The sequence below is a fragment of the Rhizobium deserti genome, assembly GCF_004358025.1.
GTDB lineage: Bacteria > Pseudomonadota > Alphaproteobacteria > Rhizobiales > Rhizobiaceae > Neorhizobium > Neorhizobium deserti.
In genome coordinates this window covers 473,684-500,669 of the sequence record NZ_SMTL01000003.1, presented here as the reverse complement: position 1 = coordinate 500,669, position 26,986 = coordinate 473,684, and the positions used below count along the sequence as shown (strand labels likewise).

The 26,986-nt window shown below is 61.1% G+C and carries 28 protein-coding genes, 1 tRNA gene and 1 pseudogene; 13 read left to right on the top strand and 17 right to left on the bottom strand.

Annotated elements, in window-relative coordinates; genetic code table 11:
• Positions 1-107: 107 nt before the first annotated feature.
• The 4 genes and pseudogenes from E2F50_RS23685 to E2F50_RS14530 all read right to left on the bottom strand — a co-directional run.
• Positions 108-245: pseudogene (locus E2F50_RS23685) on the bottom strand (DUF892 family protein); the annotation flags it as partial.
• A 129-nt stretch (positions 246-374) separates the two neighbouring features.
• Positions 375-461, bottom strand: a tRNA-Leu gene (locus E2F50_RS14540).
• A gap of 93 nt (positions 462-554) precedes the next feature.
• Positions 555-866, bottom strand: coding sequence for an Rdx family protein (locus E2F50_RS14535; RefSeq protein ID WP_133316878.1), 312 nt, complete (start codon positions 864-866; stop codon positions 555-557).
• 18 nt (positions 867-884) lie between these two features.
• Complete coding sequence (locus E2F50_RS14530) at positions 885-1,778, bottom strand: NAD(P)-dependent oxidoreductase (protein WP_342635732.1); 894 nt, start codon at positions 1,776-1,778, stop codon at positions 885-887.
• A gap of 148 nt (positions 1,779-1,926) precedes the next feature.
• Here E2F50_RS14530 and E2F50_RS14525 point away from each other — a divergent pair, with 148 nt between their 5' ends.
• The 3 genes from E2F50_RS14525 (at position 1,927) to E2F50_RS14515 (ending at position 4,899) form a co-directional block, all read left to right on the top strand.
• Entirely contained in the window at positions 1,927-2,223 is a 297-nt protein-coding gene (locus tag E2F50_RS14525; protein WP_133316876.1) for a hypothetical protein, read from the top strand.
• 190 nt (positions 2,224-2,413) lie between these two features.
• Positions 2,414-2,923: a putative pterin-binding protein gene (locus E2F50_RS14520; RefSeq protein WP_133316875.1), complete on the top strand. Its 510-nt coding sequence runs from the start codon at positions 2,414-2,416 to the stop codon at positions 2,921-2,923.
• Positions 2,920-4,899 carry a putative bifunctional diguanylate cyclase/phosphodiesterase gene (locus E2F50_RS14515; RefSeq protein ID WP_245515415.1) on the top strand — a complete coding sequence of 660 codons (1,980 nt, stop codon included), beginning with the start codon at positions 2,920-2,922 and terminating at the stop codon, positions 4,897-4,899. The genes E2F50_RS14520 and E2F50_RS14515 overlap by 4 nt, the downstream gene beginning before the upstream one ends.
• Before the next feature lie 103 nt (positions 4,900-5,002).
• Here the strand turns inward: E2F50_RS14515 and E2F50_RS14510 are convergent, their stop codons facing one another.
• Positions 5,003-6,916: a DEAD/DEAH box helicase gene (locus tag E2F50_RS14510; RefSeq protein WP_133316874.1), complete on the bottom strand. Its 1,914-nt coding sequence runs from the start codon at positions 6,914-6,916 to the stop codon at positions 5,003-5,005.
• 280 nt (positions 6,917-7,196) lie between these two features.
• Between E2F50_RS14510 and E2F50_RS14505 the strand changes: the two genes are divergently transcribed.
• The 6 genes from E2F50_RS14505 to E2F50_RS14480 all read left to right on the top strand — a co-directional run bounded on the left by E2F50_RS14505 (position 7,197) and on the right by E2F50_RS14480 (position 12,467).
• On the top strand, positions 7,197-7,970 hold the full coding sequence (locus tag E2F50_RS14505; RefSeq protein WP_133316873.1) for an amino acid ABC transporter substrate-binding protein: 774 nt from the start codon (positions 7,197-7,199) through the stop codon (positions 7,968-7,970).
• Between the two features lie 116 nt (positions 7,971-8,086).
• Complete coding sequence (locus E2F50_RS14500) at positions 8,087-8,767, top strand: amino acid ABC transporter permease (protein ID WP_133317118.1); 681 nt, start codon at positions 8,087-8,089, stop codon at positions 8,765-8,767.
• Positions 8,764-9,519 carry an amino acid ABC transporter ATP-binding protein gene (locus tag E2F50_RS14495; protein ID WP_133316872.1) on the top strand — a complete coding sequence of 252 codons (756 nt, stop codon included), beginning with the start codon at positions 8,764-8,766 and terminating at the stop codon, positions 9,517-9,519. The genes E2F50_RS14500 and E2F50_RS14495 overlap by 4 nt, the downstream gene beginning before the upstream one ends.
• Before the next feature lie 79 nt (positions 9,520-9,598).
• Entirely contained in the window at positions 9,599-10,168 is a 570-nt protein-coding gene (locus E2F50_RS14490) for a YidB family protein (RefSeq protein WP_133316871.1), read from the top strand.
• A 14-nt stretch (positions 10,169-10,182) separates the two neighbouring features.
• The gene (locus E2F50_RS14485) at positions 10,183-10,590 is read left to right on the top strand and encodes a gamma-glutamylcyclotransferase family protein (RefSeq protein WP_133316870.1); all 408 of its coding nucleotides are present in this window, start codon (positions 10,183-10,185) and stop codon (positions 10,588-10,590) included.
• A gap of 1,016 nt (positions 10,591-11,606) precedes the next feature.
• On the top strand, positions 11,607-12,467 hold the full coding sequence (locus tag E2F50_RS14480; RefSeq protein WP_245515414.1) for a transglutaminase-like domain-containing protein: 861 nt from the start codon (positions 11,607-11,609) through the stop codon (positions 12,465-12,467).
• A gap of 197 nt (positions 12,468-12,664) precedes the next feature.
• Here E2F50_RS14480 and E2F50_RS14475 read toward each other — a convergent pair whose 3' ends face one another.
• The 4 genes from E2F50_RS14475 to E2F50_RS14460 form a co-directional block, all read right to left on the bottom strand.
• On the bottom strand, positions 12,665-14,428 hold the full coding sequence (locus E2F50_RS14475) for a sensor domain-containing phosphodiesterase (RefSeq protein WP_133316869.1): 1,764 nt from the start codon (positions 14,426-14,428) through the stop codon (positions 12,665-12,667).
• Positions 14,429-14,567: 139 nt separating this feature from the next.
• The gene (locus E2F50_RS14470) at positions 14,568-14,768 is read right to left on the bottom strand and encodes a hypothetical protein (RefSeq protein ID WP_133316868.1); all 201 of its coding nucleotides are present in this window, start codon (positions 14,766-14,768) and stop codon (positions 14,568-14,570) included.
• A gap of 157 nt (positions 14,769-14,925) precedes the next feature.
• Positions 14,926-16,749: a translation elongation factor 4 gene (gene lepA / locus E2F50_RS14465; RefSeq protein ID WP_133316867.1), complete on the bottom strand. Its 1,824-nt coding sequence runs from the start codon at positions 16,747-16,749 to the stop codon at positions 14,926-14,928.
• Positions 16,750-16,812: 63 nt separating this feature from the next.
• Positions 16,813-18,075 (bottom strand): MFS transporter, encoded by a 1,263-nt coding sequence (locus tag E2F50_RS14460; protein ID WP_133316866.1) that lies wholly within the window; start codon positions 18,073-18,075, stop codon positions 16,813-16,815.
• A gap of 167 nt (positions 18,076-18,242) precedes the next feature.
• Between E2F50_RS14460 and E2F50_RS14455 the strand changes: the two genes are divergently transcribed.
• On the top strand, positions 18,243-18,821 hold the full coding sequence (locus E2F50_RS14455; RefSeq protein ID WP_133316865.1) for a helix-turn-helix domain-containing protein: 579 nt from the start codon (positions 18,243-18,245) through the stop codon (positions 18,819-18,821).
• A gap of 56 nt (positions 18,822-18,877) precedes the next feature.
• Positions 18,878-19,396, top strand: a complete 519-nt coding sequence (locus tag E2F50_RS14450; protein WP_133316864.1) for a GNAT family N-acetyltransferase — start codon at positions 18,878-18,880, stop codon at positions 19,394-19,396.
• 37 nt (positions 19,397-19,433) lie between these two features.
• Here the strand turns inward: E2F50_RS14450 and E2F50_RS14445 are convergent, their stop codons facing one another.
• From E2F50_RS14445 to E2F50_RS14435, 3 genes are all read right to left on the bottom strand, one after another.
• On the bottom strand, positions 19,434-20,501 hold the full coding sequence (locus E2F50_RS14445; protein WP_133316863.1) for an alpha/beta hydrolase family protein: 1,068 nt from the start codon (positions 20,499-20,501) through the stop codon (positions 19,434-19,436).
• Between the two features lie 134 nt (positions 20,502-20,635).
• Entirely contained in the window at positions 20,636-21,838 is a 1,203-nt protein-coding gene (locus E2F50_RS14440) for an MFS transporter (RefSeq protein ID WP_133316862.1), read from the bottom strand.
• Positions 21,839-21,875: 37 nt separating this feature from the next.
• Positions 21,876-22,496 carry a TetR/AcrR family transcriptional regulator gene (locus E2F50_RS14435; RefSeq protein ID WP_133316861.1) on the bottom strand — a complete coding sequence of 207 codons (621 nt, stop codon included), beginning with the start codon at positions 22,494-22,496 and terminating at the stop codon, positions 21,876-21,878.
• 145 nt (positions 22,497-22,641) lie between these two features.
• On the opposite strand from E2F50_RS14435, the gene E2F50_RS23235 reads away from it, so the two are divergent.
• A complete protein-coding gene (locus E2F50_RS23235; protein WP_202615460.1) occupies positions 22,642-22,815 on the top strand; it encodes a hypothetical protein in 174 nt (57 codons plus the stop codon).
• Between the two features lie 177 nt (positions 22,816-22,992).
• Complete coding sequence (locus tag E2F50_RS14430) at positions 22,993-24,234, top strand: MFS transporter (RefSeq protein ID WP_133316860.1); 1,242 nt, start codon at positions 22,993-22,995, stop codon at positions 24,232-24,234.
• Between the two features lie 58 nt (positions 24,235-24,292).
• Here the strand turns inward: E2F50_RS14430 and E2F50_RS14425 are convergent, their stop codons facing one another.
• The 5 genes from E2F50_RS14425 to E2F50_RS14405 form a co-directional block, all read right to left on the bottom strand.
• A complete protein-coding gene (locus E2F50_RS14425; protein ID WP_133316859.1) occupies positions 24,293-24,508 on the bottom strand; it encodes a hypothetical protein in 216 nt (71 codons plus the stop codon).
• Between the two features lie 38 nt (positions 24,509-24,546).
• Entirely contained in the window at positions 24,547-24,798 is a 252-nt protein-coding gene (gene rpsU, locus E2F50_RS14420; RefSeq protein ID WP_133316858.1) for a 30S ribosomal protein S21, read from the bottom strand.
• A 34-nt stretch (positions 24,799-24,832) separates the two neighbouring features.
• Positions 24,833-25,135: a cold-shock protein gene (locus tag E2F50_RS14415; protein WP_133316857.1), complete on the bottom strand. Its 303-nt coding sequence runs from the start codon at positions 25,133-25,135 to the stop codon at positions 24,833-24,835.
• A 125-nt stretch (positions 25,136-25,260) separates the two neighbouring features.
• The gene (locus tag E2F50_RS14410; RefSeq protein WP_133316856.1) at positions 25,261-25,470 is read right to left on the bottom strand and encodes a cold-shock protein; all 210 of its coding nucleotides are present in this window, start codon (positions 25,468-25,470) and stop codon (positions 25,261-25,263) included.
• Positions 25,471-25,743: 273 nt separating this feature from the next.
• The gene (locus E2F50_RS14405; RefSeq protein ID WP_133316855.1) at positions 25,744-26,850 is read right to left on the bottom strand and encodes a TRAP transporter substrate-binding protein; all 1,107 of its coding nucleotides are present in this window, start codon (positions 26,848-26,850) and stop codon (positions 25,744-25,746) included.
• Positions 26,851-26,986 lie beyond the last annotated feature (136 nt).

Below are 26,986 nucleotides of genomic sequence, written 5' to 3'. Positions count from 1 at the left end.
ATTGCAAGCCCTTCAATGAGGCTGCCCGTCTTCCGCAGAAGGCCAGGCGTTCCTGACCTTCTGCGCCATTTATCCAGCCAGTGTTCGTCTTGGATGACTAGCTCGAAGATAGTCTGCAGCCGCTCGATCCGAGCCTGAGCTCGTTTTGGGTGGAAGGCGTCCTTCAGCTTCTGATCCTGCGCGCCGCGGGCCATCTTGCCGAGAGCGGTCGCGATCTTACGCTCAGCGGAATAGATGTCATTCATGGCTTTGGCCGCTGTATCGGTGGGGGCTTCACCGCCGAAAAAGCACGGTTTCCCGCGGCCCGAAGACCGGAAAATCATGACAATGATTTCGTGGGAAAATCAGCATAAAACCATGCTGAACAATGGGAATGGTGCCCAGAAGAGGACTCGAACCTCCACACCCTTTCGGGTACCAGCACCTGAAGCTGGCGCGTCTACCAATTCCGCCATCTGGGCGACGGAGTGCGATGTAAGGGGGTGGCTCTCGCCTGTCAACCGGCTTTTTGAAGTTTTCATGTCAGGGGGCGAAAAACCTTCATACAGCGTTGCTTAGCCCGGTCCAGCGTCGCTATCCTCTGCCGATTTGCGGTCCAGATGGCCGAGGTCGCGCTCCGGGTCGATGATGTCGCGGACCCGCTGTTTCAACTCCTTGGAACCGGGGAACCCGCCGTCGCGCTTGCGCTCCCAGAGAAGCTCGCCATCGAGCCGGATCTCGAAGACGCCGCCGGTGCCGGGGATCAGCCCGACTTCGCCCAAGGCGTCGCCGAAGGTCTGCAGCAGCTCCTGTGCCATCCAGCCGGCCCGGAGCAACCAGTTGCACTGGGTGCAGTAAAGGATGGTGATATGCGGTTTGTTCGTCATTGTCTTCTCCAGCATGCTTCAGTTGGTCTCGGCTGCCAGCCGCACCATGGTCGCGAGGTCCGCTTCGCCGAAGCCTGCCTCCATTGTGGCTTCGAAACTCGCCAGCGAGGCGGCGATGGCGGGAATGGCGACCCCGAGTGCGCCGGCGAGGTCGCGCACCACCCGTGCATCCTTCACGACTCCTGATACGGGAAAGCCAACGGCGGACGTTTCACCGAGTACGACCGGCAGGCGCGCTTTCATGGCAGGACTTGCAGCTGGGCTGCCTGATAGGATCGCGATCATCTTGTCGCGCGAAAGGCCCGCCTTGCCGCCGAGCTGCAGTGCTTCCTTCATGCTCTGCCACAGGCCCATCAGCATCATATTGTTGACGAGCTTGGCAGATGCCCCGTCGCCGAGGCCGCCGACATGGTGGATACGGTCCGACAAAGCTTCCGCCACGGGCAGGAAGCGCCGGTAATCTTCCTCGCGCCCGCCGATATAGAGACCCACTTTGCCGGCCAGCAGCATATCCGGTCCTCCGGAAATAGGCGCATCGAGAAGGGCGGCACCCGATCGTTCGAACTCCGCGGCCCGGCTGCGCAGGGTTTGCGGGCTGACGGTGCTGGTATCGACGATCAGCTTTCCATGAACTGCGGTGCCGGCAAGCCCATCGAGAACCGCGTGCACGGCAACATCATCGAGAAGTGCCAGAATGATGATGTCGGATGATTGGCAAAGCGAGGCAAGATCTGGCGCAGATTCGATACCCATTGCAGCGGCCTGGTCCGGCGGGAGACCGCTACGGGTCCAGCCGGTCACATGCAAGCCGTGGTCACCCAGGCGCCTCGCCATGGCGCTTCCCATTCGCCCAAGCCCGATAATGCCGATGCGCTTGTCTGCCATGCTTTCCACTCTCCGCACCTTTTCCATGTCCGCGACTTAATCAGAAGCAACCAGCTCCGTCTCCCCCTTTAGTCCTGGAGAAATATCGATCAGCGCGGACGGGAGCATCTGCGGATCAATAATCGCGGAACAATATTTGCCCAACGGCATTATCTAGCCAAAGGAGGAAGTAAACATGGCTTATGATCCAAACTCGAACAACACTCGTCCCGACCTTCGCACCACGCCGACATCGCGTCGCGGTTCCGGCTGGATGGCTTGGGTAGCAATTCTTGCAGTCGTCATCGTTGGCGCCTTCGTCTGGTCTCAGATGGGCAGCTCGTCGACGGATCCGACAACCACTTCGTCCACCACACCGCCGGCCGCGTCTGACCAGTCAACGGCTCCGGCTCCTGCCACCCCGGCTGCTCCACCAGCCACGAGCGGCGCGCCTGCAAGCCCATCCACGGGCGGCAACGCAACTCAGCCGTAATCCCTGCACTATTTTGACCTCCAGAGCCGTTCGCTGTAAAAAGCGGGCGGCTTTTTCATGGGAATGAGTCAGTAGTTCTGTTGAAATTGGAAGTGGAAGAAGCATCTCCCAGTAGAGACAATGCCGAAGCAAGTTTTCACTGAAGCTTAGGGATTCCTGTCCATACTCCTAATAAAGGATGGAGGAATGGATGAAGCTGAGCAGACCGCTTTTTTTTCTAGTGACGTGGTTGCTTCCGTTTTGCACCGTCGCCTATGCAGAGAACCTCGCCCAGCCCCAGGGCAAGCCAATCCTCTCAGTGTCTGGCAATATCCGTAACTTCAATACATCAGGTGCCGCGCAGTTCGACCGCGAAATGCTTGAGGCGCTCGGGATGCAAGTGATCGACACGGCAACGCCCTGGTATGAGGGGCGGACACGGTTCGAAGGCGTCTCCCTTGATAAGCTGATGCAATTGGTTGGCGCAACGGGAACGACGGTGACGGCAGTTGCCCTCAACGATTACGTAACCACTATTCCAATGGAGGACTTCAAGAAGTTCCGCGTTCTGCTCGCCTTGAAGCGTGACGGAGCGTATATGCCTGTGCGGGACAAGGGACCACTTTTCATTGTTTATCCTTACGACAGTGACCCACAACTCGCAACTCAGACCTATTACGGCAGGTCTGCCTGGCAATTGGCCAAGCTCATTGTCCAATGAACAAGGCGCCATTCTTCACCTTGAAACGTTTGCTCGTCGCGGTGGTCTGCTGCTTCGTCGTGGCAGCGGGCTATATTTCCTATGTGATCGCGGAGCGCCAAGGTGCGCTACAAAGGGTGTCCCGATACAACGAAGCCTGGACGGTTAGCCAGACGCTGGCAGAATTCATGCGTCTCGAGCACCGGCTGGGTGCCTATGGTCTGGGGGGTATGGGGGTAGATCTGGATGAGGTTCGATTGCGCCTGGACATTATGTTTGGCCGCGTCAACATCCTGGAGCAGGGGACGCTGCATGATTTCATCCAGAGCGATCCGGTGCGCCGCAAGACAGTGGCCGATCTGAAAACGGCCCTGAACGCAATCGACGGCGAGGTGAACGGCTTCGGCCCGGGAAACGTTCGGCTGGGCCTGCGGACGCTGGCTGCTCTGGACGGGCCGATGACCATGCTTGCCTCGCAGGCGAGCGAATATGGAAGCAATCGGATCGCTGCCGATCAGGCGGAGCTGGAGCAGCTTCACCTTGTCTTCAGTGGCTTGGCTGCGGGTCTGATCATCTGCGGCGTGTGCCTTATCGCTATCCTATTTCATCACAATCGTCTGCTGGACCGCGCCCATGGCGGCATGAAGCAACTGACGCAGGATCTGCAGGGCGCATCTGAAGAGCTTCAGGTCCAGAACCACCGGCTAGCCCATGTTGCCCATCACGATGCCCTGACGGGCTTGCCGAACCGGGTCCTCTTTCGCCAAAGGCTGGAAGCGAAATTCGATATCGGTGAGGTAAATGCCGGCTGCGCCGTTCTTTTTCTTGACCTCGACGGCTTCAAGGATGTCAATGACACGCTTGGTCATGACACTGGCGATGCTCTCTTAAAAGCAGTTGCGGATCGGTTGAAACTTGCCACAAAGGCGCAGGATCTGGTTTGCCGTCTCGGGGGTGATGAATTTTCCGTTCTGGCAGACGACCTGAACGAGCAACAGGCACTGGATCTTGGCCGTCACTTGCTGGCGCAGATCGGCAGCCCCTACTTCATCAAGGACAGGGAAATCATCATCGCTACCAGCATCGGCATTGCGCTCATGGATGATCGCGCGACGCCGGACGTTCTGCTGAAGAATGCGGATCTGGCTCTCTATGAAGCGAAGGGATCGGGACGGGGAAGGGTCTGCGTCTTCCGGCCTGAAATGCACGACAGGCTCGAGCAGAAGCGGGCTTTCGAGGAAGATCTGCGCAAGGCGCTGGTGAATGGAGAGATGGAGGTCTACTACCAGCCGCAGGCCAGTGCCGCGACCCGCGTCATCGAAGGATATGAAGCCCTCTTGCGCTGGAAGCATCCGATGCGCGGCTCCGTTCCTCCGTGTGACTTCATTCCCGTGGCGGAAGAAATCGGGATGATCAATCTGCTGGGCGAATGGGTGTTGAAAACCGCCTGCATCGAGGCAGCCGGCTGGCCGAGCCATCTGAAGGTCGCCGTCAACCTGTCGCCGATCCAGTTTCGCAAGAAGTCCCTTCTCCAGACCATTGTCAGTGCGCTGGCCTATAGCGGCCTCGATCCGAAACGGCTCGAAGTCGAAATCACCGAATCCGTTCTGCTCGACGCGAACCACAAAACGGCCGACACGCTGGATGGCTTGCGACAGCTCGGCATCACCGTCGCCATGGACGATTTCGGCACCGGCTATTCTTCGCTCGGCAATCTCAGGCGCTTCGCTTTCGACAAGATCAAGATCGATAGATCCTTCGTGCAGGACATCACGACGCGGGCGGACGCCATGTCCATCATCAACCTGGTAATCGGCGTCGCGAAAGGCCTTGGCATGGCCATTACGGCCGAAGGGATCGAGACCGAGGAACAGTTCGAGTGCTTGAAGCGGCTCGGCTGCGAGCAGATCCAAGGCTATCTAATCGGACGTCCCATGCCGGCCAGCCAGCTCTTTGCCGACCAGCGGAGCAAGACTGCTGACCGCTACGCATCCTGATTAGCTACCAGTGACCTTGCGAGGTAGGCTCTGATCGTGCGCTAGCCTAGCGCAGCCAGGCAGAACGGCGCCCTCGCGAGCGTCCTGTCATCCTCATAGACCCCTACTTGCGACGGTCGAAGCTTCCGCCACTGGCGGATTTCGGCTTGGTCTTCTTCTTGAATGGTTTTTCGCCGCGAGGCTCGCCAGCAGCCCATGCGCCAGCTTTGGAAGCGGCGCCGGCGGCAGCCTGACCCTGGCCCGGGGCACCACCTTTACGATGCTTTTCTTTTGGCCTTTCGTCGCGTTGGCCGTCCTTTGGCCGATCCTCGTAGGTTTTCTTAAACGGCTTGGCGCTCGAAGGCCGGCTGAAATCAGGTGTTCCGTTGAGGCGGGTCACCCGAATGCCGCGCTCGAGCGTCTTGTCCTTGCCGATCGCCTCGGCAAACTTGTCGGCGTGATCGGCGGCAATCTCGACGTAAGTCTCCTCCTGCTGCATCTTGATCGCGCCGATCTCCCGCTTGGAAAGATTGCCGTTACGGCAAATCATCGGAATGAGCCAGCGGGGCTCGGCATTCTGCTTGCGCCCGACGGAGAGCGAAAACCACACGCTTGGGCCGAACTCGTCGCGCGACGGCCTTGGCGTCATCGGGAAGTCGGCAGTCTGGCTGCCGGACCCGTCCACGGATCTGTCACGCGACTTGCGGGCACCGTCGTTCTGGAGGGCGACTTCGATGATATCTTCGGGAGCCGAATGATTGGCGCGGTAAAGGGCGACGAAAGCGGCGGCAAGCTTTTCGGCGCCGTGGCTGGAAACGAGCCTTGCCACCAGTTCCTGCTCTTCCTCGCGCGGCTTTTCCTCAAAGATCGGGTCGGCCAGCAGGCGTTCATCGTCTCGGCTCGTAACCTCTTCGGCCGATGGCGGACGGGCCCAGCTTGCCTCAATACCGGCACCGGAAAGCAACCGTTCAGCCTTGCGGCGGGCATTCAACGGCACGATCAGGGCGCTGATGCCCTTGCGTCCGGCGCGACCGGTACGGCCGCTGCGGTGAAGCAGGGTTTCCGGATTGGTCGGCAGATCCGCATGGATCACCAGGTCGAGGCCGGGAAGGTCGATGCCGCGGGCAGCCACGTCCGTTGCAATGCAGACGCGGGCACGTCCGTCACGCATGGCCTGAAGCGCATGGGTTCGCTCGTTCTGCGTCAGCTCGCCGGAAAGGGCGACGACGGAGAAATTGCGGTTGGTGAACCGGGCCGTCAGATGATTGACCGCGGCACGGGTCGAGCAGAAGACGATGGCATTGGGCGCCTCGTAATAGCGCAGCACGTTAACGATCGCATTTTCGCGATCCGCCGGCGCAACTGCCAGGGCGCGGTATTCGATATCGACATGCTGCTTTTCTTCGGCTGTCGTTGCAATGCGCACTGCATTGCGCTGATAGCGCTTGGCAAGCTTGGCAATGGCAGCCGGCACGGTTGCCGAAAACATCAACGTGCGACGGTCGTCCGGCGCCGATTCCAGGATGAATTCGAGATCTTCACGGAAACCGAGATCGAGCATTTCGTCGGCCTCGTCGAGGACGGCAACCTTCAGCGCCGACATATCAAGCGCGTTGCGGCGGATGTGATCGCACAAGCGACCCGGCGTGCCGACGACGATATGGGCGCCGCGTTCCAATGACCGTCGCTCGCTGCGGATATCCATGCCGCCGACACAGCTGGTGATCACCGCGCCAGCCGCTTCGTAAAGCCAGTCCAGCTCGCGCTTGACCTGCAGCGCCAGCTCTCGCGTCGGCGCGATGACCAGCGCCAGCGGCTCACGGGCGGGGCCGAAGGTTTCCGCCTCGCCGAGCAGGGTCGGTGCCATGGCGAGGCCGAAGGCGACAGTCTTGCCGGAACCGGTCTGGGCCGAAACCAGCGCGTCGGACTGGATCAGCGCCGGATCGAGCATGGATTTCTGGACAGGGGTGAGCGTGGTGTAGCCGCGTTTCGCCAACGCCTTGGCGATCGCCGGAACGGCGCCGTTATGATCGGTCATCTAAAGTTGTCTTTCGGAATTTCATGCGCGCGAGGCGCTCTGGCTGCAACGCTCGCAGCCGAACATTGCGTCGTTCCTACTGGCTTGGGCGGCAAATGTCAAAGTGCAACGGCTGCCGCTCCTTTCAACGGCACATCGGAGCCGCTCGAAGCCGGATCAGGAAGCCGCTCGGGCAAAATATTTGCATTCGCCGATTTTATTCGCAGTTTCCTTCCACTCAATGCTGCCTATTTTCTGGCAATGAGGCGTCAACGCCATTTGTGTTGAAAGGAAAGATGATATGAACTGGTTCAAAACGATCGCCGTTGCCACCCTTATCCAGGTGGCCGCTTTCGCACCCTCGCATGCCGGGGAAAATCTGGCGGGGATCAAGTCTGCCGGCAGTTTGAAGATCGGCACCGAAGGCACCTATGCGCCCTTCACCTTTCACGATGCGAGCGGCAAGCTGGTCGGCTTCGACGTGGAGATCGGCGAGGCCGTTGCGGCCAAGCTCGGCGTCAAGGCGCAGTTCATCGAAGGCAAGTGGGACGGGCTCATCGCGGGTCTTGATGCCAAGCGCTATGACGCAGTGATCAACCAGGTCGGCATTACCGAGGCGCGCAAGCAGAAATATGATTTCTCGCAGCCTTATATCGCCTCCAAGGCTGTGCTGGTCGTGCGCCAGGACAATGAGGACATCAAGACCTTCGCCGATCTGAAGGGCAAGAAGTCGGCCCAGTCGCTGACCAGCAATTACGGCAAGCTGGCCGAACAGTCCGGCGCTGAGCTTGTCGGCACCGACGGCTTCGACCAGTCGATCCAGTTGGTGCTGACCCGCCGCGCCGATGCGACGATCAATGACAGCCTTTCCTTCCTCGATTTTAAGAAGCAGAAGCCGGATGCACCGGTCAAGGTCGCGGCGCAGCAGGACAAGCCCGAATATTCCGGCATCATCATCCGCAAGGGCGAGCCGGAATTGCTGGAAGCAATCGATAAGGCGCTCGCCGACATCAAGGCCGACGGCACCTATCAGAAGATTTCCGACAAGTATTTCGGCCAGGACGTTTCCAAGTAAACGTCTTGAAGCGAACCGTGCCGGCCCCATACTGATAGCTGGCCGTGTTATGAAGAGCTGAGTTCGACGTGTCCGGCGCATCGCGCCGGACGTCTTGTTTGTTGAAAGGGCAGATTTTGCCGCACTGGCTGCAACTCATGTCGGATTCGCTTCCGACGCTTCTTTGGGCAGGGGTCAAATTCACGATCCCGCTGACGCTTCTGTCCTTCGCGCTCGGCCTGATGCTGGGCCTGGTGACGGCCGTCACGCGCCTGTTCGGTCCGCGCCCACTGGCGCTGATCGCGCGCTTCTATGTCTGGGTCATTCGCGGCACGCCGCTTCTGGTGCAGCTCTTCGTGATTTTCTATGGCCTTCCCAGCATCGGCATCCTGCTCGATGCCTTCCCCGCCGCCTTGATCGGCTTCACGCTGAATATCGGCGCCTATAGTTCCGAAATCATCCGCGCGGTCATTTCCTCCGTTCCGAAAGGCCAGTGGGAAGCCGCCTATTCGATCGGCATGTCCTGGAGCCAGGCCATGCGGCGCACCATCCTGCCGCAGGCCGCGCGGGTCGCCGTGCCGCCTTTGTCGAATACGTTTATTTCGTTGATCAAGGACACGTCGCTGGCAGCGGCGATCACCGTGCCGGAACTGTTCCAGGCCGCCCAGCGGATTGTCGCCACCACCTATGAACCACTGATCCTTTATATCGAGGCGGCGCTGATCTACCTGGTCCTCAGTTCCGTCCTTTCGGCCCTGCAGGTCCGGCTGGAGCGGCGTTTCGCCCGCTATGGCGGCATGATGGAGGCCAGCCGATGATCGAGCTTTCCGGGATCGAAAAACGCTTCGGCGATGCGGTCATTCTCAGGGATATCAGCATGCGGCTTGCGCCCGGCAGCGTCACGGCGCTGGTGGGTCCTTCGGGCGGCGGCAAAAGCACGCTTCTGCGCTGCATCAACCTTCTGGAAATTCCCACCTCCGGCACGGTTCGGCTGGGGCAGGAAAGGCTCGACTTCGCGCCGGGGAAGAAGATCGGCTGGCCGGCCATCCAGAAGATCCGCCGCCAGACCGGCATGGTCTTTCAGAATTTTCAGCTGTTTCCGCATCAGACGGCGATCGAGAATGTCATGGAGGGCCTGGTGACGGTGCTGAAATGGCCGCGTGACAAGGCCCGGGCGCGCGCCATGGAACTGCTCGACAAGGTCGGCATGCGGGAAAAGGCGGATGCCTGGCCCTCGACCCTGTCGGGCGGCCAGCAGCAACGGGTGGCGATCGCGCGGGCGCTGGCGCCTTCGCCCCAGGTTCTGCTCTGCGACGAGCCGACCTCGGCGCTCGATCCGGAGCTTTCCGCCGAAGTCGTGGACGTGCTGGGGCGGCTGGCGGCCGAAGGCACGACCATGGTCATGGCGACCCATGACCTGCGGCTTGCCTTGCGCATTGCCAACCACGTCGTCTTTCTCGAAGCGGGGCAGGTGGTGGAGGCCGGCAGCGCCGAGGCAATCTTCAAGGCGTCCACGCACGAGCGCACCCGGCAGTTCGTTTCCTCCATCAATGCAGCCCAGGGGCTCTGAGCCTGGCTCGCGGAAGCGTCTCGTTCGGGAACACATTCCCGGTGCTCCCGTTAGATAGCCGATAACGAGGAGAAAGATCATGCAACGCGGACCATTGAAGGCGCTGCTCGCGGTTCTGGCGGTCGCCGGATACCAGAACAGGGACAAGATCGCCGAGATCCTGAAAGGCGTTACCCAGCCCGGCGGCCAGATGGGCGGCCAGCCGGCTGGCCAGCCTGGAAGCCAGAGTGGAAGCCAAGCGGGCAACCAGGACGGACAATTCGGCACGAATGCCCGGCCTTCGGCCGGTGCTGGCCTCGACGATGTCCTCAACAAGCTGCGCAGCGGCGGTCTCGGCAGCATTTTGGGCGGCGCGGTCGGCAGTGGCGGCATAGGCTCGATCCTCAATGGCGGGCTGAGCGACCTGCTCGACCAGTTCAAGCAGGCCGGCCACGAGAAGAAGGCCGACAGCTGGGTGAAGACCGGCGCCAACGAGCCGATCAATGACACGGAACTGCACGAGGCGCTCGGTCCCGACGTGCTGCGCGACGTGGCCGCAAAGACCGGCCTTTCCGAAGAGGAAGTGCTGCGCAGGCTTTCCAAGGACCTGCCGAATGCGGTAGACGGCCTCACTCCCGACGGAACAGTGCCGCCGGCAACGGCGATCTGAGCCCGCATGACCAAGTGACGCCTGTTTTCATCTATGGCACGTTGAAACGCGGCTTCGCGTTTCACGAAAAGGGGCTGACGGGTGCCCGCTTCCTCGGCCTCTACCAGACGGCCAAACCTTATCCGCTTTATATCGCCAAATCCTTTTTCGGCCCGGTCATGCTCGACCGGCCGGGGGAGGGACTGGTCGTGCAGGGCGAGCTTTACGAGGCGGATGAGGCACGCCTGCAGGTCCTGGACCGCCTGGAGGATGTCGGCGAGCCCGGCAGCTTCCGCACCGACCTGATGGTCGAGCCGATCGGTGGCGGCGTTGCCCTCAAAGCGGTCGGTTTCATGAAGGACGAGACCTGGCTGGAGCCGCTGCATTCGGATTGCCTTTCCGACTACCAGGACCGCCGCTTCGTGCCGCCCTGGCAGCGATGAAATCTCGCTCGGCTCGTGCCGCCGAATGCCGTGCATAGGTTCTCCTCCACGCGATCGGCTTCGACCCGTGCTTCAAACAAGTTCGGACGGGGCGCTGGAAGCTGCCTCTTAATGTTTAGTTGGGGTGGCACCTTTCAGCGCCCCGTTCGGCTGTTTTTATCCGCGACTTCGGCCTCTCTGCGATGACGGGATTTGCGGGAACAGTGGCGCGCCTTTCCCTCGTTGAAGGAAAGCGTCATGCACGCCCTCAGGCCCATCCTGGCCAGGCCATAACTGCCTATAGCCAGGATCTTCCACCTGCGCCGCCGACTGCAAGGCTGCGAACAGCCCCGCGAACCGCCTGCGACGCGGTCCCGCCACCCTGTGTGCCGCACAAGCACGCCCGGCTTTTCGGGAGTTGGAAGCGGGCGGCCGGTCCAGGCCGCCGCTTCCCCCGCTTCGCCAGAGGGAAGCCAGTTTCCGCGGACCCGGATTGCAAGGTTTTGCGTCTCAACCCTCACGACCCGCGCCGGCCCCGCCTCGCCGGCACGCCTGCCGGTGTATCCGAAAACGGGACGCCGCTATTCTAGGCACAGGTTTGGAGGACGGGGATGAAAGGGGATGAAGTTTATGCTAAGTGATTGACGGGCTTGACGCTGTTGCACGAAAACATCCCCGCGGAATGGCTGCCGAGAGGGCTTGCGACCGCGTTACCTCTACCACCTCGTCATCCCGGCCTTGGAAGCGGGATCCAGCCGCCGCCCGTCGGCGCGGCGAGAGACGTCATGGCCTATGCGTGACGGTGACGAGAGAGCCCCTGCGCCGCCGCCGCGGCTCTGCTGGATTCTGTGAACGATCCACGGATCAAGTCCGAGGACAGGAATGACGGAGGTGAGGCAAGGCGTTCTCAGACAGCAGGACCGAGGGCGGGCGTGAGGAGAGTATGAGGCCTGAGCTTGCCGCGACTAGTCTCACATTGACAATTTCTGAAAATTTGCGCTCCTAGTCGTGTCTTGATCCTCTAGCGGAGAGAGACAATGGTGCGTTCAATCTTCTACGCCAGCCAAAGCGCCTATTCGGAACCTGGTCCGTACCTTGACACTGTGATCCAGTGCAGCGGTGAACCGAGGCACCTTGCCCGGCAGATCAGCTCCTTCATGCAGCATCCTCGCGGGCTGCAATCCAAAAGCGAAGGGTTCAGGCCTGAACAGGTTGGCGATCTGACGTTGCGAACTGTCTGGGAGATTCTCGGTGTCGCCGCAGAGCGCGATGTGGGTGGCAGAACTCCCGGTACGAAAGTAGGCGGACTCTGCCGGGACTTTGCGATAGTGGCCGCAAGCTGGTTTCGGTCGAGGGGCATTCCGGCCCGTCTCCGTGCCGGTTTTGCTGACTATATCGTTTCTGGTTTTTGGGAAGATCACTGGCTTTGCGAATGGCACGATGGTTGTCATTGGAAGCGGCTAGATGTGGAGTTCGCGGCAGACGGAGGTATGCCCTTTGACGCATCAGACGTGCCGCCTGAGCGCTTCCTGACAGCAGGCGAGGCCTGGCTTCGGATCAAAGGAGAGCCGAGTAGCGCGTCTCTGTTCGGGGTGTCTAGCCTTGATCTTCGGGGGGCCTGGTTTGTGGCCGGTAGCCTGTTTCGAGATGTCGCAGCTTTGCGGAAGCTGGAACTAAAGCCTTGGGATTATTGGGGGCCATCAGCGAACATCTCCTGGATGTCGGACGAATGGCCTCCAGGAGTTAGGTCTACCTTGGATCAAGTCGCCCTCCGGCTCAAGAGCGTCGACGGTTCTGGCTGTGGCGCGCCAGAGGCACTTGCGGATTGGCCATTGCCAACTCGGGTGATCAGCTTTCCGGAAGGGAAGCCCGTCGTTGTTGTTTTGCGAGAGACTTGACTGATGTCCGGCGGACGAGGACACCCTGTTTAATCAGGGCAGACAGCAGAACTAAAGCCGCGGGCTCCAGTCGTCTCGTCGTTATCCGCTTGATTAGATAGCCTAGCTGGGTCCGATGAGCATCCCGCTAATGACCCATTCCATAAGGGTGAGGGGGGTCTCGTCAGAATTATGTCCGGTGACATAAAGAAGCGGGATCAGGCAGCAGATACAATGCCGGCCATGGTTTGACGGGCGTAAAAGTCGTCGAACAGCGAGAGTTCGAGCGGGCGTGCGAACCAGTAGCCCTGGCCCTCATCACAGCCCATTGAGCTGAGAAGGTCGGCCGCCTCGGGGATTTCTATCCCCTCTGCGACCACACGATATCCCATTTCATGGGAAAGCCGGATCATCGACTGCACGAGCTTCTGCTCGCGCGAGCCGTCGCCAAGCGCCCCGATAAAGGACCGGTCGATCTTGACGACGCTGACCGGAAGCCGCTGAAGATAGGAAAGACTGCTATAGCCGGTGCCGAAGTCGTCGATCGCAAGACCGATTCCCTGCTCCACCAGTTGGTCGAGCTTGGAGAGAATCTGGGTGCTGTTGTGCATCAACGACGTTTCCGTCAATTCAATCTCGAGTGCTTTGCGGGGAAGATTATGGGCTGCAAGCCGCGCCAACACCTCTCCCACGACGTCTTCCCGGAGGTTGCTGGCCGCGAAATTGACGGATAGCTTCATGGCTATCCCCTGCTTCTGCCACTTCCCAAGCTGCGCACAGGCTGCCTTCAGCACCCATTTTGTCATAGGCCATGCGAGCGCACTGTTCTCGATGACCGGCACGAACTCTGCCGGCGAGACCTCGCCCAGTTCCGGATGGCTCCAGCGGAGCAGGACTTCAGCCGAGACTATCTCGCCGGAGGCGAGATCGATCCGAGGCTGCAAAACAATGCGGAGCTGACTCGGATCCTGCAGGGCAGCCGCAAAATCGTTCAGGAGACGAAACTTCCTGCGGTAGTTCGCATCAAGGCTGTTGGAGAACAGGCCGACAGTTTCTTCTGCCGCCCGTGTTTCCTGAACCGCACTGGAAAGCGCCCTGAGACAATCGGCAGATGACGTCGAGCGAGGCTTGATCGCCGACATGGCACATACGGGAGTGATTGAGTATTTGATTTCCGCCCCAACGAGCTGAGATGCCAGCAGCGTCAGGAGAGACGACTTGTAGCTCACCGCATCAACGCCGGTCGGCGCCAAGAACACGAACTGCATCGCAGAGACATGGTAAACCTGGATTCCGCGTCCCAGGAAGGTCGTCAGCGAGCGGGCGGCATCCCGGACGACCTGTTCGCAAGCTTCAGGCCCCATAACAGCCGACAGCCGTTCCATCTGATGCGGCTGGGCAAGATCCAGCGCAACTGCAATCCTGTCCTCATCGGGTGCATCCCGGCTCAGATCCGCCAGATCATCACTGAACTGCATGCGGTTCGGTAGGCCGCTGATCGGGTCAATGCGTCCAAATGCATGCTGCAGTTCGATCTGCGCCATGACCATGGAAGCCAGATCCTGAAGCGCCGAACTCTCGGCCTCGGTGACTGTCCTCGGCTCCGTGCCGAGAACGCACAAAGCGCCGAGACAGTAGCCTTCCCGTGTCTTGAGAGGAGCTCCCGCATAGAAACGTATGCCGCTGACGCCGAGGAGACTATCACAATATCGTTCGTCATCCTCGAAATCTTCGATAACCAGAAGTTCGGAGGAGTCCGCGACCTGTGCGCAAGGTGCCTTCTTCCGGGGGATGGTGTCGTGATCGATGCCGACCTTCGACTTGAACCACTGCCGATCATGATCCGTTAGTGAGACAGCGGCAATAGGAAGCTGGAAGATCTGGCTCGCCATTCTCGTGATACGGTCGAAGCTTTCACTGGGCGCAGTGTCGAGGAGATTGAGGCTCGTAAGCGCGTGAAGGCGGTTTTCTTCGTAATTCATGGTGTCGCTTCGGCTCAATGACGGTCATGCCTCATTACAGCCAATGGGCTTTCAACCGCATTAAACAGATGGATAAAAAACTACGGGATGCTACTTCTGTGCGATATGGAGCCTAGACTTGAACCGGAAGCTGCGAGCTTCAGCCGTCTCTCATCTTTCTCCACTTGGTCAGATAGCCAAAACCGGGTCCGATGAGCATGCCGCCAATGACCCATTCCATAAGGGTGAGCGGGCTTTCGTCCGGATCATGTCCGGTAACATAAAGAAACAGGAAAAAGCCGGCCACGCCGGCAATGATCATGGCCAGCGCGACAAACAGACCCTTGCGAGAGCTTTGCATGGCACTCCCTCTTCCGAAAGCTTCAATGCTCCGAGACTGCAAGCTACCGGATTTGCAATTCCTGGCAAGCTGCGACTTCCGTGGCGGCTTCGGGTGACAGCATAAGGGGATCAACTGAGCCTGTCTTGCAGGCGAGGGATTGAAAGGTTTTCCCCGCTCAATCGTCCTTCATCTTCAAGGCCGCGATGAACGCTTCCTGCGGAATGTCCACCTTGCCGAACTGCCGCATGCGCTTCTTGCCTTCCTTCTGCTTGTCGAGAAGCTTGCGCTTGCGCGTTGCGTCGCCGCCATAGCATTTTGCCGTGACGTCCTTGCGCATGGCCGAAATCGTTTCGCGGGCAATCACATTGCCGCCGATCGCCGCCTGGATCGGGATCTTGAACATGTGGCGCGGGATCAGGTCCTTCAGCTTTTCGCACATGTCGCGGCCGCGCTTTTCGGCCGCAGACCGGTGGACCAGCATGGACAGCGCATCGACCGGCTCGCCATTGACCATGATCGACATCTTCACGAGATTGCCCTCGCGATAACCGTGCAGATGATAGTCGAACGAGGCATAGCCCTTGGAGATCGACTTCAGGCGGTCGTAGAAGTCGAACACGACTTCGTTGAGCGGCAGCTCATAGGTGAGCATGGCGCGCTTGCCGACATAGGTCAGTTCGGTCTGGATGCCACGCCGGTCCTGGCAGAGTTTCAGGATGCCGCCGAGATAGTCGTCGGGGGTGAGGATCGTCGCCTTGATCCAGGGCTCCTGGATTTCCGAGATCTTGACCACGTCGGGCATGTCGGCCGGATTGTGCAGCTCGCGCTCCGAGCCATCGGTCATGGTCAGCCTGTAGACAACGGAAGGGGCGGTGGCGATGAGGTCGAGATCGAACTCGCGCTCCAGCCGTTCCTGGATGATTTCCAGATGCAGGAGGCCGAGGAAGCCGCAGCGGAAACCGAAGCCGAGAGCTGCAGAGGATTCCATTTCGAAGGAGAAGGAGGCGTCGTTGAGGCGAAGCTTGCCCATGGCGGCGCGCAGGTCCTCGAAATCGGCCGCATCGACCGGGAAGAGGCCGCAGAACACGACGGGCTGGGCCGGCTTGAAGCCCGGCAGCGCGTGGGCGGTCGGCTTCTTGTCCTCGGTAATCGTATCGCCGACGCGGGTATCGGCAACTTCCTTGATGGAGCCGGTGAAGAAGCCGATCTCGCCTGGGCCAAGGCTGTCGACGGCCAGCATTTTCGGTGTGAGCACGCCGACGCGCTCGACCTGGTATTTTGCATCCGTGCCCATCATGCGGATGGTCTGGCCCTTGGCCAGCACGCCGTCGAGAATGCGCACCAGAACCATGACGCCGAGATAGGTGTCGTACCAGCTGTCAACCAGCAGCGCCTTCAGCGGACCCTTTTCGCCGAGCTCGCTCTTGGGCGGCGGCAGTTGGTGGACGATGGCTTCCAGCACGTCGGGAATACCGAGACCGGTCTTGGCCGAAATCAGCACGGCCTGGGAAGCGTCAATGCCGATCACTTCCTCGATCTGCTCGCGGATCCGGTCTGGCTCGGCGGCCGGCAGGTCGATCTTGTTGAGAACGGTGACGATCTCGTGATTGTTGTCGATCGCCTGATAGACATTGGCGAGCGTCTGCGCCTCCACCCCCTGGGATGCGTCCACAACCAGTAGCGAGCCCTCGCAGGCCGATAGCGAACGCGAGACTTCGTAGGCGAAGTCCACATGGCCGGGCGTGTCGATCAGGTTGAGGATATAGGTTTCGCCGTTATTGGCTTTGTAGTGCAGGCGCACCGTCTGGGCCTTGATGGTAATGCCGCGCTCGCGCTCGATATCCATCGAATCCAGCACCTGTTCCGACATGTCGCGCTCGGCGAGGCCGCCGGTCGTCTGGATCAGCCGGTCGGCCAGCGTCGACTTGCCGTGGTCGATATGGGCGACGATCGAGAAGTTGCGGATATGGTCAAGGGGCGTGCGCGAAGAGGTGCTCATGGCTGGCGCATATAGCAGTGCGAATCTTTGCCGCAAAGCGGAAAGATAACCATTTGTTGAGGATCAGTGCGTGCGGCTCTGGGGGTTGGTGGCGCCGGGCTCGGTGAGCGCGGCGGCGTTGGGAAGCTGGGCGCTGCGCACCTCATAGTTTTCGCGCTCCGCTTCCGGCGCCGGGCCGCGCTCCTTCAGCCGCCAGACGATGTAGCCGCCATAGGCGATGGCGACCAGGATGATGGCGTAGATGAAGGTCTGCTGGCCGAAGGCTGGGGCCAGAAAGGTGACGCCGAGCGGCACGATCGTGGCGGCCGTTGACCAGGCAACCAGCAGCGTCGACGAGAGCGGCACGAAATCGCCCGGATCGGCGCGGTCATTGGCATGGGCATTGGCGACCGAGTAGACGGTTTCCACCGCGCCGCCGAAGACGAGGAAGACGATCATCAAAAGAATGAAAGTCGAGAAGGTGACGAATACGGCGGCCGTGCCGGCCAGCACGATCAGGCCGCAGGTGATCAGCAGCACGACGCGACGGTCGAGGCGGTCGGAGATGATGCCGAGCGGATACTGGATGAACAGGAGGCCGGTCTGCATGACCAGCATCAGAAGCGCCACTTCCCCCTGGCTGACGCCGTTCAGCGTCGCATAGATGGGCGTGAAGCCCTGCACCACCATGGACAGCCCGCCGGAAGCGAGAACGCCGACCAGGCCGACCGGCGAAATGCGCCAGACCATGTGGACATTGACGCTGACGCTGGCCGGCGCCGGCGGATTGGGCAGCCGCGTCAGGCCGATCGGCAGGATCGACAGGGCGGTGACGAAGACGACGACCAGCGGCGCCAGATTGCCGTCGGTGGAAATCTGCCCGAACAGCCAGGCGCCGCCGCCGAGGCCGAGCACGAAGGTCATGTAGAAGAAGGACATGGCCCGACCGCGCCATTCATTGGAGGCGGCATGGTTGAGCCAGCTCTGGGCGATGATGAAGTTGACGTTCGAGGCGGCACCGTAAAGGCCGCGGGCAATGATCCACCAGATCGGCGGCAGATCGGCGGCCACCAGCACGGCGCCGATGATGACCATGGCCATGGAGCAGGCGAACAAGCGCGCATGGCCGACCCGGCGGATCAGCGGCCCGGCCAGCACGCAGCCGAGCAGGCCGCCGAAGGCGAGTGCCGGCACGGCAAGCCGCGCCGCCCAGGTGGCGCCTTGCTGGGTCAGCACGAAAGGAACGTAGGTGGCCATGATGCCGCTGCCGATGGCCGCGATCGTCATGGAGATGACGATGCTGGCAATCGAAAAGGGCGAAGCCTTGTCTTGTACGTGCCCGTTCATTTCGGCGCTCCGGCAGGCATGGACCACCGGAAGCTGTCCGGCAGAAGAATGCGTTTCCCTTAGCGCAAGCGGATGCCGGGAGGCTATCGCGGAAACGCCATGGGCCAACAAAAAAGCTGCCGGACGGAATGACGCTTGAATCCATCATAAGAGATAGATAATCTCACATGATGGAAAACAGCATTGATACGGTAGATGCGGCGATTGGCGCACGCCTGAAAGGGCTGCGGGCACGATATGATCTGACACTCGAGGAACTGGCAAGCCGCTCCGGCGTCAGCCGCGCAATGATCTCGCGCATCGAGCGAGCCGAGGCGAGCCCGACGGCGGCCCTGTTGGCACGGCTTTCGGAAGCGCTGGGGCTTTCGCTGTCGGCCTTCTTTGCCGACGAGCAGCCGGCAAGCTCTCCGCTCAGCCGCAAAGGTGAACAGAAGCTGTGGCGCGATCCGCATACGGGTTATCTGCGCCGTTCCGTTTCGCCGCCGGGCATGCCGAGCCGGGTGGATATCGTCGAGGTGCAGTTTCCCGCCGGCGCGCGGGTCAGCTTTCCGCCGCGTGAGGAAAGCCGGGTGATGACCCAGCATGTCTGGCTGTTCGAAGGCGTGCTCGACATGGTCCTTGGCGAAACGGTCCACAGGATGCAGCCCGGCGACTGCCTGTTCATGGACATCGGCGACGCCTTCGATTTCCACAACCCGTCGGACAGGCCTGCCCGCTATGCGGTGATCCTCGACCGCGGCCGCTAGAATTTCAACCCGGACTTTTTCAAGCGAAGACCAGAGTTTCAAGGGAAAGAAACGACATGACGACGATCCGCATCCTCACCGCCGACCAAGCCCGGGACGCCATTCCCGATTTGAGCGAAACGCTCTCCGACTGCGTCAATGGCGGCGCCTCGCTCGGCTTCATGCAACCTTACGGGCCGGCCGATGCGGTGTCCTACTGGCAGGAGATCGCCGACAGCGTCCAAGCAGGAAGCATCATCCTTGCCGTGGCCGAACACGAGGGAAAGGTGGTCGGGACCGTGCAGGTGGGACTGGCATCAAAGCCCAACCAGCCGCATCGTGGCGACCTGATGAAGCTCCTGGTGCATCGCTCGGCCCGGGGTCTCGGCTTGTCGCGCAAGCTGATGGAAGCGGTGGAAGCCGAAGCGGCGAGGCGCGGCCGCACGCTTCTGGTGCTCGACACGGCGACCGGCTCGGAAGCGGAAAGCATCTATCCGCGCTTCGGCTGGCAGCGGGTTGGCGTCATCCCCGATTATGCCATGTGGCCACAGGGAGGCTTTTGCGGCACGACGCTGTTCTACAAGCGGATCGCCTGAAGGGGCGGGAGGCCTGACAGGCCTCCCGCCGGATGCCTCAATTGGCGGCTTTCAGGCTGCGCTCGAAGGCAGCGGCGATCAGCGCCACGAGCTCGTCGTGGATTTCGGCGCGCGGGCGCTCCGTTTCGACACAGATCGGGTCGGTTTCGCCGACCGATTTCAAAAATTCCGCGGCTCCCAGCCGGCAGATCGGCAAAAAGCTGAAATGGTCGGCCTTGTCGATCTGCGCATAGGTTGCACCGGAAATCTGCCGTGCCAACTGGTCTGAAAGCACCGCCAGCGGAATTTCGCCAACACTGCCGAGATTGACGAGAGTGACTGCAATATCGACGTTCCTGAGACTGTCCGGCTCAAAAACCGTGGCAAGCCCCGGATCGACGGCCACGACGGCGGTGATCCTCGAATCGCGGTTTGACTGTTCGAAGCGCTGCCGGTCGACGCTACGGAGATCAAAGGGCGCGACGGCGACTTGCTCGCCTGCCGCATAACCGCGGCCGCCCTTGAACCAGCGGCAATCCATCATGGCGAGGTTCTCCTCGCAATAGCGGATATAGGCGCCAAGATCGCCGCGGGCGCCAGCCAGTTCCAGCACGGTCGTGCCGCCGAGCGAGAAGCCGAGAGCACCGATGCGGTCGAGATCGATTGCGGCCCTCCATTTCGGATCGACCTCAAGCGCGCTGATGAGCGCGGAAATGTCCTGTGTTCTTTCCCAGATCTTCGGCGTTGCAGCCGGCGTGGAATCGCCGCTCGTCGTGCCGGGATGATTGGTGCCGGCGACGATGAAGCCGGCCTGCGCGAGCTTGAAAGCGATCCAGCCCATGCCTTCGGCACGCGAGCCGGATCCATGCGACAGGAGGATGAGGGGGAAGCGGCCCTTGCGGATCTCGGCCTCCTGCGATGCGGAGGGGATTTCGAAGATGCGGTCCTGCGCTGCCGCAACGGAGGCACCTGTGGCATCTGCCGGGTACCAGATGGTTGCGGCCAGCGGCCTCGGATAATCCTGGGTGACGACGCTGATCTTGGCCACGCCGACAGGATCTGCGGCGAAAAGGGTTGTGGCACTGGCGCAAAGGGAGACAGCAAGAAGGAGCGTTACAGCGTTCATGAGGGACCTCGTCCGGTTGGAGACGAGGCCAGCATGGGAGCGGCTTAGCCGTCATGCGACCTCGATCATGTTCGAGGACCGTCTCGAACATGATCGAGGTTCGCGGCGGCCGCCAGACTGCGGCCGCTTTTTTGTCAGGCGCGCTTCTCGGTCAGGAAGTAGAGAAGTGCAACGACCGGCAGGGCGAGGCCGATCGACGAAGCGAGCATCCAGCCGCCCTGGGTAAAGGCCCAAGCGCCGATGGCCGAGCCGAGGGCTCCGCCGACGAAGAAGGTCGCCATGAACAGCCCGTTGAGGCGGGAGCGCAGGTCTGCGCCGAGGCCGAAAATGGCCCGCTGGCCGATCACCAGCGTCATGGTGACGCCGAAATCGAGCAGGATGGCCGCAGCCGTCAGGATGACCAGAGCCGCGGTGGAGCCTTCCGGCGCCATGTGGCTGATCAGATAGGCGGCGGCCACCGAAAGGATGCCGAAGACCGTCGCGGGCCGGCTCAGATCCCGGTCGGCCAGCCGTCCGGCAATCGGCGAGGCGATGGCGCCGGCGACGCCTGCCAGGGCGAATAGGGCAATTCCGGCCTGGCTCAGCCCGAAGCCGGGACCGGCCAGCACCAGCGGCGTCACCGTCCAGAACAGGCTGAAGCTCGAGAACTGACAGGCCTGATAGAAGGCCCGCCGGCGCAGGACCGGTTGCGTCGCGTAGAGGCGGCTCATGGAGGCCAAAAGCGCGCCGTAGGAGAGCTTTGTCTGCGGCATCCGCGCAGGCAGCACGAAGGCCAATGCGAGACCGACGAGGATCATCACGCCCGCCGACAGAAAGAAGACCAGGTGCCAGGAGGAGAAGCGGGCGATGACGCTGGCCACTGGCCGCGCCATCATGATGCCGACCATCAGGCCGCTCATGACATTGCCGACGACGCGGCCGCGCATGGCGTCCGGTGCAAGGCTTGCCGCAAAGGGTACGATCATCTGCACGGCCGTCGAGGCAAGCCCGATGGCCAGCGAAGCGGCAAGGAAAGGTCCCGGCGTTTCCGACAACCCGGCTGCGATCAGCGCTACGGTGGCGGCGGCGACCATGGTGATGATCAGCCGGCGGTTTTCGACCAGGTCGCCAAGCGGCACGATCAGCAGCAGGCCGAGCCCATAGCCGATCTGCGTGAGCGTGACGATCAGGCCGGTGGCACTGGCAGGCAGGCCGATGGCTGCGGCAATCGGGCCAGCGAGGGGCTGGGCGTAATAAAGGTTGGCGACGATGAGGCCGCAGGCCGCCGCCATCATGAATGTCATGCCCGCCGACATGGCGGAGGCGACCGGGCCGGCCGTTGCAGTATTGCTTGTCATAAAAATCTCCTGGGAGGAAAATAGAATTGTCTTGATCTCAATCGAGAAGCTTCATCGCCGCATCCACGATGGAAGAGGCGTGTTCCGGCGTGGGCCCGGTCTTGCCGATCACCCTCAATCCGTAGACCACCGAGAGCAGCAGCCGGGCCATATCGGCAGCATCCATGGACGAACGGATGGAGCCGTCCGCCTGGCCCTGGCGGACAAGCGCCTGCAGAAGGTCTTCCGTACGGCTCATGGAGGCCTGCACCCGCTCGGCGGCTTCCGTGTCATAGGCGGCCAGTTCGACGGCGGTGCCGACCACCAAGCATCCACGACGCCCGGCTTCGCCCAGCGATGCATCGGAATAAACGCGCAGCATGCGCAATACCTTGTCGCGCCCGTCGACGGCCTTTTGCAGTTCTGCATCCAGCACCGCATTGCGCACCTGCTTGTAGCGGTCGAAGCTGGCGAGAAAGATCGCTTTCTTGTCCTTGAACGCCTTGTAGAGACTGCCGGCCGTCAGGCCCATGGCTTCCTTCAGATCCGAGATCGAGGTGCCGTGATAGCCTTTTGCCGAAAAGACGATGATAGCCTTGTCGAGCGCCTGCTCGATTTCGAACTCCCGAGGCCGTCCCGGAGTGCGGGCTGCGGTGTCGGCTGCAATGCGGATGTCCATGGCTATAGCCTAATAGGAAACGATCGTTTCCGAATAGGCGTTCGGCCGCAGTCCGTCAAGTGGCGTTCTCGCACATCAAAGGACAGAGGAACATTCGCCTCGTAAAGCGGTTAGACATCCGAACGATAACGAAAGAGAGATGACCATGAGCAAGAGCGACGCACAGGAAACCCAGAAGCGGGCCGAGGATCAGGTGGCTCAGACCAATGCCGGCGGGCATCTCGGCGGCACGAATTTCGGCCAGCAGCCGGATGCAAAGACCGCGACCACCCGCGAAGAAGGTGGCGACAAGGCTCGCCCCAACGACGGCCGCAACTGATCCGCCACCCTTCTTCCCGCCATGACGGCCCCGCTTCGGCGGGGCTTTTCGTTTGTGCGGTTGCCGGCTGAAAAAACCTGACGCTTAATGTCGGGCAAGGCAGGTCTCGTTCGTCCTTGGGTGCATCGATGCTTGTCAAGGCACCGACGAGCGTACCACCGTGGGGGAGGAAGCTTGATGACCAGCAATTATCGATGGGTGATTGTCGGCGCGGGCGCGCTGATGGGATGCATCGCCGCCGGAACCATGTTCTCGCTTGCCATTTTCCTGGAGCCGATCGCGGTTGCGACGGGCTGGTCCAGAGCCGGCATATCCAGCGCCATGGCCATCAACTTCATCGTCATGGGGCTTGGCGGCTTCATGTGGGGGGCGGCCAGCGATCGGTTCGGCGCCCGCATCGTCGTTCTGGCAGGGTCTCTTCTGCTCGGTCTCGCCCTCGTGCTGGCCAGCCGCGTCCAGAGCCTGCTCGCCTTCCAGATCGTCTACGGCTGCCTCGTCGGCTTGTCCGCGAGCGCTTTCCTGGCGCCGATGATCGCCCTTACCATGGCCTGGTTCAGCGACCGCCGCAGCCTTGCAGTCTCCCTGGTGTCGGCAGGCCTGGGCATGGCGCCGATGACCGTCTCACCCTTGGCCGGCTGGCTGATTGCCGCCTATGGGGACTGGCGCACCGCAATGCTGCTGATCGGCTTAGGCGCCTGGCTTATTCTCCTGCCCACCACATGGCTCGTCCGCAACCCGGCGCCCACGCCGATCCCGGCAGCGGAGACATCGCCGCACGCCGAAAGCGTGACGCAAGCCGGGAGCGCACGGCAGGCCGGAAGCGTGCCGCTGGCCGACATCCTCGGCTCGCCGCAATTCCTCGTTCTGGCATTCACCTTCTTTGCCTGTTGCGCCGCCCATTCGGGACCGATCTTCCACATGGTGAGCTATGCCATGTCCTGCGGCATCGCGCCCATGGCGGCGGTCAGCATATACAGTCTGGAGGGAGCCGCCGGGCTTGGCGGGCGGATCGTCTACGGCCTGCTGGGCGACCGGTTCGGGCCAAAGCCGGTGCTGATCGCCGGGCTGCTGATCCAGGCGGCCGTCATCGCCGCCTACACGATGGCGGCGGATCTCACGCAGTTTTACGCATTGGCGATCATATTCGGCGGCACCTATGGCGGCGTCATGCCGCTTTATGCCGTGCTGGCGGCGGGATATTTCCCGGCAAGGAGCATGGGAACGGTGCTCGGCGCCGCCAGCCTGCTGTCCAGCATCGGCATGGCCTTCGGCCCGCTGGCCGGCGGCTGGGCCTTCGACCAGTACAACAGTTACAACGGGCTGTTCATCGGCTCATCGCTGGTCGGGCTCGCAGCCGTCCTCATCGCGCTGGCCTTTCCGCCTTTGCCGCGGCAAACGGAAACAGTTCAAACAGCGTGATCCCGATTCCAGGTCTCGGCAAACAAAAAGCCCGGCGGAGCCGAGCTTTTTTCGAAGGTCAATGATCTGTCGGCGCCTTGCGCCCCTTCGCCTTGACCGGCGCGGGTTCGGCGGCTTCGCGCTCCTGGCGAAGAAGCCGGAGCTTTTCCGTTTTCTTTTCCCGTTCGTTCGCCTCGGCCGCGATGATCGAGCGGGCGGTGTGATCCGTTGCCGCTGCCTTGTCGCGCGCGGAAAGCTTGACGGGATTGAAGAATTCTTCCTTGGTGGCAGTCATAATATCCTCCTTCCTAGCAATAATCGGGACGAAGAGCCTCAGGGACGCGGGGGACGACCTGGGATTGCTGCCTTCTTCGGCATGGGAAGCAGGCCTTCGCGCTGCATCTTCTTGCGCGCGAGCTTGCGGAATCGACGAACCGCTTCGGCCTTTTCGCGGACACGCTTTTCAGACGGCTTTTCATAGGCGCTGCGCGCCTTCATTTCACGGAAAAGTCCTTCGCGCTGCATCTTCTTCTTCAGCACGCGAAGTGCCTGATCGACGTTGTTGTCTCTTACCAAAACCTGCAAAAATATCATCCTTCTATTGCGGGCGAACCGCGTTCTATCGGTGCAAGGGCAATTTGCCGATGCGCATGCTGGCCGGCTTCAGCCATGGTTCGCCGGCAATCTCCAAAGAGGTCTCGTCCTGTTTGACAAAGGACGAGGTTTCGTTCGTGTCTATATCGCTTGCGACGATGCGGCGCTCGAAATTCTCGCTGCCGAACCGAACGCGATATTGTTGCTCGCCACGCTCGGCCGCCGGGAGTAGTCCGAGGACGCGGCATGTGCGGTTGCCGATCGCCGTGCGGGTCAGCCCTGCCTTGAGGACGAGGACATCGCCAACACCATAAACGTTCAGGCTCATTCTTCTCTCCTAATCCCTAAGGACCGTCGGAGTAAAACAAAAAGGCCGGGTGCAACCCCGACCTCTTCCACCATTCAAGCGCTCGCTGCCAGTACATCCGTGGTCAGCAGAGGCGAATGACATTCTTACTCGGCCCGAAGGTTGTCAGCCGAGTTCTTGCCGGACTTGCGGTCGCGAACGATCTCGTAAGAGATCTTCTGACCTTCCTGCAAGGAACCCATGCCGGCCCGCTCTACAGCCGAAACGTGAACGAACACGTCGGTCGAGCCATCGTCAGGCTGAATGAAGCCGAAGCCCTTGGTGCTGTTGAACCACTTTACTGTGCCAGTATTCATGACGATTTCCTTTCAATCGCGAGAAATGGACGATGTCCTGTCCAAAAAGATCGATATTTGAGAGGAAATCTGAGCGGAGCCTGAGGCTCGTAGACAAAGGTCGCAACCAATTCGATAGCGTCAATATAGGCGTCTTCAGCGGATAAGCAATGGCGACCGGCAGATTTAATTGGCGAGCCGTCGGATGCTGCCGCCAGGCGTGGTCCTCTTGCCAGGCGCCTTGGACGGAGAAGTCCGGGATTACGCCCGGGCTTCTCGGTCGTCAACCAGGGATCAGAGCGTGCCGTTGCGCTGCTGGATCATCATGAACGTGTCATAGGTGTATTCGGCGATCTGGTTCCACAGATAGGCTTCCTTCTTGAAGGCCTGCTGGCTGTCGTAGATCTTCTTGAAGGCAGGGTTCTTGGCGCTGATCTCGGCATAGGTCTCCTGCGCCGCCTTGTAGCTGACGTCGAGGATCTGCTGGTTGAAGGATTTCAGCACCGCGCCTTCCGATACGAGCTGCCGCAGCGCCTTGGCGTTACGTGCGTCATAACGGGCCAGCATATTGGCATTGGCATTGGCGCAGGCGTCCTTCAGCATCCGCTGATAGCTGAGCGGCAGGGCCTTGAACTTTTCCAGGTTGAAGAAGGCGTGCACGGCCGGGCCGCCTTCCCACCAGGCGGGGTAGTAGTAGTATTTGGCAACCTTGACGAAGCCGAGCTTCTGGTCGTCATAGGGACCGACGAATTCGGTCGCGTCGATCGTACCCTTTTCGAGCGCCGCATACACGTCGCCGCCGGCGATCTGCTGCGGTGTGACGCCGACCTTCTGCATGATCTGACCGGCCAGGCCGGCAATCCGCATCTTGAGGCCTTTGAGGTCCTCGATCGTGTTGATCTCCTTGCGAAACCAGCCGCCCATCTGGGCGCCGGTATTGCCGGCCGGCAGGGCATAAAGGTTGTAGCCCGACAGGAATTCGTTGAGCAGCTCATTGCCGCCGCCGACCGAGAACCAGGAATTGGTCATGCGCGCATTGAGGCCGAAGGGGATGGCCGTTCCAAGCGCGAAGGTTGGGTCCTTGCCGATATAATAATAGCTGCAGGTATGCGCCATTTCGACCGTGCCATTGGCAACCGCGTCGGCCGCCTGAAGGCCGGGAACCACTTCGCCGGCAGCAAAGGTATGGATGGTGAAATTGCCATCCGAGGCTTCCTTCACGCTTTCGGCGATGTCGGTGCAGGCAGCAAACAGCGTGTCGGTGTTCTTGGTGAAGGATGAGGTCATCCGCCAGGTGATCTTGGGGCTCTGCTGGGCAAGGGCCGGTGCGGCAAGCGCGGTGGCGGCGACAGCGCCGATGCCGGCCGTTCCGGCCTGCCGGAAGAATTTTCTGCGGTTCATGCGAGCTTGCCTCTTTGCGAAGGGATTGCGGTGATCTCTGGCGTCGCTCTTAAGCCGAACATTTCGCGACCGGCAAGTAAAAAATTCGGAAAGTTGCGCTGCATTGCAGCATCGAATGCGTAATCTTGCGTGCAGG

Excerpts from the sequence above, each read along its gene's own strand:
- E2F50_RS14535 (WP_133316878.1), bottom strand. The coding sequence starts at position 866 with ATGACGAACAAACCGCATATCACCATCCTTTACTGCACCCAGTGCAAC.
- E2F50_RS14530 (WP_342635732.1), bottom strand. The coding sequence starts at position 1,778 with ATGGAAAAGGTGCGGAGAGTGGAAAGCATGGCAGACAAGCGCATCGGC.
- E2F50_RS14525 (WP_133316876.1), top strand. The coding sequence starts at position 1,927 with ATGGCTTATGATCCAAACTCGAACAACACTCGTCCCGACCTTCGCACC.
- E2F50_RS14520 (WP_133316875.1), top strand. The coding sequence starts at position 2,414 with ATGAAGCTGAGCAGACCGCTTTTTTTTCTAGTGACGTGGTTGCTTCCG.
- E2F50_RS14515 (WP_245515415.1), top strand. The coding sequence starts at position 2,920 with ATGAACAAGGCGCCATTCTTCACCTTGAAACGTTTGCTCGTCGCGGTG.
- E2F50_RS14510 (WP_133316874.1), bottom strand. The coding sequence starts at position 6,916 with ATGACCGATCATAACGGCGCCGTTCCGGCGATCGCCAAGGCGTTGGCG.
- E2F50_RS14505 (WP_133316873.1), top strand. The coding sequence starts at position 7,197 with ATGAACTGGTTCAAAACGATCGCCGTTGCCACCCTTATCCAGGTGGCC.
- E2F50_RS14495 (WP_133316872.1), top strand. The coding sequence starts at position 8,764 with ATGATCGAGCTTTCCGGGATCGAAAAACGCTTCGGCGATGCGGTCATT.
- E2F50_RS14490 (WP_133316871.1), top strand. The coding sequence starts at position 9,599 with ATGCAACGCGGACCATTGAAGGCGCTGCTCGCGGTTCTGGCGGTCGCC.
- E2F50_RS14480 (WP_245515414.1), top strand. The coding sequence starts at position 11,607 with ATGGTGCGTTCAATCTTCTACGCCAGCCAAAGCGCCTATTCGGAACCT.
- E2F50_RS14475 (WP_133316869.1), bottom strand. The coding sequence starts at position 14,428 with ATGAATTACGAAGAAAACCGCCTTCACGCGCTTACGAGCCTCAATCTC.
- E2F50_RS14470 (WP_133316868.1), bottom strand. The coding sequence starts at position 14,768 with ATGCAAAGCTCTCGCAAGGGTCTGTTTGTCGCGCTGGCCATGATCATT.
- lepA (WP_133316867.1), bottom strand. The coding sequence starts at position 16,749 with ATGAGCACCTCTTCGCGCACGCCCCTTGACCATATCCGCAACTTCTCG.
- E2F50_RS14460 (WP_133316866.1), bottom strand. The coding sequence starts at position 18,075 with ATGAACGGGCACGTACAAGACAAGGCTTCGCCCTTTTCGATTGCCAGC.
- E2F50_RS14455 (WP_133316865.1), top strand. The coding sequence starts at position 18,243 with ATGATGGAAAACAGCATTGATACGGTAGATGCGGCGATTGGCGCACGC.
- E2F50_RS14450 (WP_133316864.1), top strand. The coding sequence starts at position 18,878 with ATGACGACGATCCGCATCCTCACCGCCGACCAAGCCCGGGACGCCATT.
- E2F50_RS14445 (WP_133316863.1), bottom strand. The coding sequence starts at position 20,501 with ATGAACGCTGTAACGCTCCTTCTTGCTGTCTCCCTTTGCGCCAGTGCC.
- E2F50_RS14440 (WP_133316862.1), bottom strand. The coding sequence starts at position 21,838 with ATGACAAGCAATACTGCAACGGCCGGCCCGGTCGCCTCCGCCATGTCG.
- E2F50_RS14435 (WP_133316861.1), bottom strand. The coding sequence starts at position 22,496 with ATGGACATCCGCATTGCAGCCGACACCGCAGCCCGCACTCCGGGACGG.
- E2F50_RS23235 (WP_202615460.1), top strand. The coding sequence starts at position 22,642 with ATGAGCAAGAGCGACGCACAGGAAACCCAGAAGCGGGCCGAGGATCAG.
- E2F50_RS14430 (WP_133316860.1), top strand. The coding sequence starts at position 22,993 with ATGACCAGCAATTATCGATGGGTGATTGTCGGCGCGGGCGCGCTGATG.
- E2F50_RS14425 (WP_133316859.1), bottom strand. The coding sequence starts at position 24,508 with ATGACTGCCACCAAGGAAGAATTCTTCAATCCCGTCAAGCTTTCCGCG.
- E2F50_RS14415 (WP_133316857.1), bottom strand. The coding sequence starts at position 25,135 with ATGAGCCTGAACGTTTATGGTGTTGGCGATGTCCTCGTCCTCAAGGCA.
- E2F50_RS14410 (WP_133316856.1), bottom strand. The coding sequence starts at position 25,470 with ATGAATACTGGCACAGTAAAGTGGTTCAACAGCACCAAGGGCTTCGGC.
- E2F50_RS14405 (WP_133316855.1), bottom strand. The coding sequence starts at position 26,850 with ATGAACCGCAGAAAATTCTTCCGGCAGGCCGGAACGGCCGGCATCGGC.